Genomic DNA, 5172 nt, shown 5'->3' with positions numbered 1-5172 from the left:
GAGCAGGAGTACGCCGGGGAGCTGGCGCGGCTGGCCGAGCACGACGACCGGCCCCGCCCGCCCGGCTGGCGGCTGTCGCCATGGGCCGTCACCACATACCTGCTGGGCGGCGAGCTGCCCGACGGCACGGCGATCAGCCCGAAGTACGTGGGGCCGCGCCGGCTGATGGAGGTCGCGGTCGCGACGCTCGCCACCGACCGGGCGCTGCTGCTGCTCGGCGTGCCGGGGACGGCGAAGACGTGGGTGTCGGAGCATCTCGCGGCCGCCGTCAGCGGCGACTCCACGCTGCTCGTCCAGGGGACGGCGGGCACGGCGGAGGAGGCCGTCCGGTACGGGTGGAACTACGCGCGGCTCCTCGCCGAGGGCCCGTCCGAGAAGGCGCTGGTGGAGAGCCCGATGATGCGGGCGATGCGCACCGGCGCGGTGGCGCGCGTCGAGGAGCTGACCCGGATGCCCTCCGACGTCCAGGACAGCCTGATCACCGTCCTGTCGGAGAAGACGCTGCCCGTCCCGGAGCTGAACACCGAGGTGCAGGCGCGCAAGGGCTTCACGGTCATCGCGACGGCGAACGACCGCGACCGGGGCGTGAACGAGCTGTCCAGCGCGCTGCGGCGGCGGTTCAACACGGTCGTGCTGCCGCTGCCCGAGTCCACCGAGGACGAGGTCGGCATCGTGGCGCGGCGCGTCGACCAGATCGGCGCCGGGCTGGAGCTGCCCGAGTCCCCGGCGGGGCTGGAGGAGATCCGCCGCGTCGTCACCGTGTTCCGCGAGCTGCGCTCCGGGATCACGGCCGACGGGCGGACCAGGCTCAAGTCGCCCAGCGGGACGCTCAGCACCGCCGAGGCCATCTCGGTGATCACCAGCGGGCTGGCGCTGGCGGCGCACTTCGGCGACGGCGTGCTGCGCGCCGCGGACGTGGCCGGCGGGATCGTCGGCGCCGTCGTCCAGGACCCGGTGTCCGACCGGGTGGTGTGGCAGGAGTACCTGGAGGCGGTCGTGCGGGACCGTCCGGAATGGCGGGACTTCTACCGTGCCTGCCGGGAGGTGTCTTGAGCCACGTCGAGGTCTACGGGGTCCGGCACCACGGGCCCGGCTCGGCGCGGGCGCTGCGCGGCGCCCTGGAGGAGTTCAAGCCGGACGCGGTGCTGATCGAGGGCCCGCCCGAGGCCGACCCGATCGTGGAGCTGGCCGGTGACCCCGGAATGGTTCCGCCGGTCGCGCTGCTCGCCTACTCCCCCGCCGGGTCCGGGTCCGGGTCCGGCTCGGGCTCGGGTTCCGGCGACGGCGGCGGCGACCGGAAGGCGGCGTTCTGGCCGTTCGCCGAGTTCAGCCCGGAATGGCAGGCGATCCGGTACGCGCTCGGCGCGGGCGTCCCCGTCCGGTTCTGCGACCTTCCGGCCGCGCACCAGCTTCTCCCCGCCGAGGGCGAGGAGCAGGAGGAGAACGACGAGGCCGAGGGCGGCGAGGACGACGGCGAGGAGGCGGCGGAGGGCATCCGGCTCGACCCGCTCGGCTGGCTGGCGAAGGCCGCCGGATACGACGACGCCGAACGCTGGTGGGACGACGTCGTCGAGCATCGAGAGGGCGGCCCGTCGCCGTTCCCCGCCATCGCGGAGGCCATGGCGGAGCTGCGCGAGCAACTCGCCGCGCTGCCGGAGGAGCAGGTGTCCGCCGGGCTGCCGCCGGGGCATCTGCGGCGCGAGGAGCAGCGCGAGGCCCACATGCGGCGGACGCTGCGCCGCGCCCTCAAGGAGGGGCACGAGCGGGTCGCGGTGGTCTGCGGCGCGTGGCACGTCCCGGCCCTCCAGGCGAAGATCCCGGCCGCGCACGACGACCGGACGCTGCGCGGCCTGCCGAAGGCCAGGATCGCGATGACCTGGGTGCCGTGGACGCACGGGCGGCTCGCCGGGCGCTCCGGCTACGGCGCGGGCGTGCGGTCCCCGGGCTGGTACCACCATCTGTTCACGGCGCGGGACCGCCCGATCGAGCGGTGGCTGACCGCCGCCGCGCGCGTCCTGCGCGACGAGGACCTGCACGTCTCGTCCGCGCATGTGATCGAGGCCGTCCGGCTCGCCGAGGCGCTGGCCGCGCTGCGCGGCCGTCCCCTCGCCGGGCTGGACGAGGCGACCGAGGCGACGCGGGCCGTGCTGTGCGAGGGCGCCGACCTGCCGGTCGAGCTGATCCAGAGGGAGATGGTCGTCGGGGAGCGGCTCGGCGCCGTCCCGGAGCGGACGCCGATGGTGCCGCTCCAGCGCGACCTGCAGGCCGAGCAGCGGCGGCTGCGGCTCAAGCCGTCCGCGCTCGACAAGGAGCACGACCTCGACCTCCGCAAACCCACCGATCTCGAACGCAGCCGCCTGCTGCACCGGCTCCGCCTCCTGGACGTCGACTGGGGCGTCCCGTCCGACACCGGCCGCTCCAAGGGCACGTTCCGCGAGACGTGGACGCTCGCGTGGCGCCCCGAGTTCGAGGTCGAGCTGATCGAGGCGAGCGCGTGGGGCACCACCGTCCGCGGCGCGACGACCGCGAGGGCCAAGGCCCTCGCCGCCCACGCGACCGCGCTCGCCGACCTGACGTCCGTGGCCGAGCGCTGCCTGCTCGCCGACCTCGGCGACGCGCTGCCCACCGTCATGCGGGCGCTCGCCGACCGCGCCGCCGTCGACACCGACGTCGCGCACCTGATGTCCGCGATGCCCGCGCTGGTCCGCGCGCTGCGGTACGGCGACGTGCGCGGCACGTCCACGGGGCCGCTCCGCACGGTCGTGGACGGCCTCGTCGTCCGCGTCTGCGTCGGCCTGCCCCCGGCGATCACCGGCCTGGACGACGACGCCGCCCGCGAGTTCCTCGGCCATGTCGACGCCGTGCACGGCGCCCTGTCGCTCCTCGCCGACGACGACCACCTCGAACGCTGGCGCCGCACCCTGGAGAGCCTGGTAGCCCGCCCCGACGCCCTGCACGGCCTCATCGAGGGCCGTCTCACCCGCCTGCTCCTCGACGCGGGCCGCCTCCACGACGTCCCCGACCGGATGGCGCGGGCCGTGTCCGCGGGCGTCCCGCCCGCACGCGCCGCCGCCTGGGTCGAGGGGTTCCTGTCCGGCGGCGCCCTGCTGCTCATGCACGACGAGACCCTCCTCCGCCTCGTCGACGGCTGGATCTCCGCGCTTCCCGGCGACTCGTTCACCGACGTCCTGCCGCTGCTGCGCCGCACCTTCGGCGCCTACGCGTCCGCCGAACGCCGCGCCATCGGCGAGCGGCTGCGCCGCTCCGGCCACGCGCCCGCCGCGTCGTCCCGTCCGGCCGAGGACGACGTGGACGAGGCCCGCGCCGCCCCCGCGACCACCACGGCCCTGCAGATCCTCGGATGGGAGCGATGACCGTGACCGATGAGGCGATGAACGGAAGCGACGGCGGCGGGGAGCGGCTGCGGCGGTGGCGGCTGGTGCTCGGCGGCGACAAGGCAGACGGGACGGGCGTCTCGCTCACCGGCGACGACGTGCGGATCGACGGCGCGCTGGAGAAGCTCTACGGCGCCGGTGACGACGACGGGCGGCCCCGGCCGGGCCGGCGGAGCGCCGGCCTCGGCGACTCCGCGCCCTCGGTGGCGCGGTGGCTCGGCGACATCCGCGCCTACTTCCCGTCGAGCGTCGTGCAGGTCATGCAGAAGGACGCGATCGAGCGCCTCGACCTGACCCGGCTGCTGCTGGAGCCGGAGATGCTGGACGCCGTCGAACCCGACGTCCACCTGGTCGGGACGCTGCTGTCGCTGAACCGGGTGCTGCCCGACCGGGCCCGCGAGTCCGCGCGGGCGGTGGTGCGGAAGGTCGTCCACGACCTGGAGCGGCGGCTGGCGCAGAGGACGCGGTCGGCGATCGGCGGCGCGCTGGACCGGTCGGCGCGGGTGCTGCGGCCGAGGCGGCTCGCCGACGTCGACTGGGAGCGGACGATCCGCGCGAACCTGCGCAACTACCTGCCCGAGCACGGGACGCTCGTCCCGGAGCGGCTGATCGGGTACGGGCGGCGGCAGCAGGCCGTCAAGCGGGACGTCGTCCTCGCGATCGACCAGAGCGGGTCGATGGCGGCGTCGGTGGTGTACGCGAGCGTGTTCGGCGCGGTGCTGGCGTCGATGCGGTCGCTGCGGACGTCGCTCGTCGTGTTCGACACCAACGTCGTCGACCTGACCGACCAGCTGCACGACCCGGTGGAGGTGCTGTTCGGCACCCAGCTCGGCGGCGGGACCGACATCAACCGGGCCGTCGCGTACTGCCAGGGCCTCGTGACGCGCCCGAACGACACGATCCTCGTGCTGATCAGCGACCTGTACGAGGGCGGGATCCGGGACGAGCTGCTGCGCCGCGTGGCGGCGCTGACGGCGGCGGGCGTGCAGGTCGTCGTGCTGCTCGCGCTGTCGGACGAGGGCGCGCCCGCCTACGACCACGAGAACGCGGCGGCGCTGGCCGCGCTGGGCGTCCCGGCGTTCGCGTGCACGCCGGACGCGTTCCCCGAGCTGATGGCCGCCGCGATCGAGCGCCGCGACCTGAAGGAGTGGTCGGAGCGGCAGCCCGCCTCCCCGTAGGCCGGGACGGCGCCGGGGTCAGCGGGGTGATCGCGACATGCCGAGCGCCAGCAGGAGCACGACGGCGGCGGTCAGCACGGCGTGCCCGGCCAGCGCGGACGGCTGGATCTGCACGAGCGCGCCCCACGCGCCCCACATCGCGACGCGGGCGACGCGCGCGGCCATCACCGTCCACGCGGCGGGGCGGCTGCCGCGCCAGGCGAGGATCACCGCGACCAGGGTGACCACGGCCACCACCGCGAACGACGACGCGACGACGGGCAGCAGGGCGCCCCGGCCGCCCTCGGTGAGGGACGGCCGGGCGATCAGGATGGCGAGCGCGGCGACGTCCAGCGCGGCGAGCAGCCCGGCGAGGACCAGCCCGGCGCCCAGCGCCGGACCACGGCGCAGCGGCCGGTACGGCTCGGGCGGGGCCTCCGGAACCGGCCGCGGCCACTCCGGCCGCGGCTCCGGGCCCTGGTCCTGGACGAACGGCACCGTGCCGGGCTGCGACGCCTCCGGCGGGGGCCGGCGGATCGTCGCCGGTCCGGTATCCCGGAAGATCTCTCCGTTCGTCTGAGGCCCGGGCGCTGGCGGGGACGGGGGCGCGGGCTCGGCGG

3 protein-coding genes and 1 pseudogene are annotated in these 5172 nt (G+C 75.8%); 3 read left to right on the top strand and 1 reads right to left on the bottom strand.

Features of this window, described 5'->3' with window-relative positions:
- The 3 genes from ETD83_RS39100 to ETD83_RS39090 all read left to right on the top strand — a co-directional run.
- A partial coding sequence (locus ETD83_RS39100) for an ATP-binding protein (RefSeq protein WP_138650242.1) occupies window positions 1-1053 on the top strand: 1053 nt, incomplete at its 5' end.
- Window positions 1050-3374: a DUF5682 family protein gene (locus ETD83_RS39095; RefSeq protein WP_407921557.1), complete on the top strand. Its 2325-nt coding sequence runs from the start codon at window positions 1050-1052 to the stop codon at window positions 3372-3374. The genes ETD83_RS39100 and ETD83_RS39095, both read left to right, overlap by 4 nt.
- Window positions 3371-4573 carry a VWA domain-containing protein gene (locus ETD83_RS39090; protein ID WP_407921556.1) on the top strand — a complete coding sequence of 401 codons (1203 nt, stop codon included), beginning with the start codon at window positions 3371-3373 and terminating at the stop codon, window positions 4571-4573. Before ETD83_RS39095 ends, ETD83_RS39090 begins: the two co-directional genes overlap by 4 nt.
- 18 nt (window positions 4574-4591) lie before the next feature.
- On the opposite strand, the pseudogene ETD83_RS39085 reads toward ETD83_RS39090, so the two are convergent.
- Window positions 4592-5172 (bottom strand): annotated as a pseudogene (locus ETD83_RS39085) (hypothetical protein); the annotation flags it as partial.

The sequence above is a fragment of the Actinomadura soli genome (assembly GCF_005889715.1).
Classification (GTDB): Bacteria; Actinomycetota; Actinomycetes; order Streptosporangiales; family Streptosporangiaceae; genus Spirillospora; species Spirillospora soli.
Note: the sequence above shows the minus strand (reverse complement) of the source record. Positions and strands in the feature narration are given on the sequence as shown.

Bases quoted from the DNA above. Each gene is read 5' to 3' on its own strand.
- ETD83_RS39090 (WP_407921556.1), top strand. From the start codon at position 3,371: ATGACCGTGACCGATGAGGCGATGAACGGAAGCGACGGCGGCGGGGAG.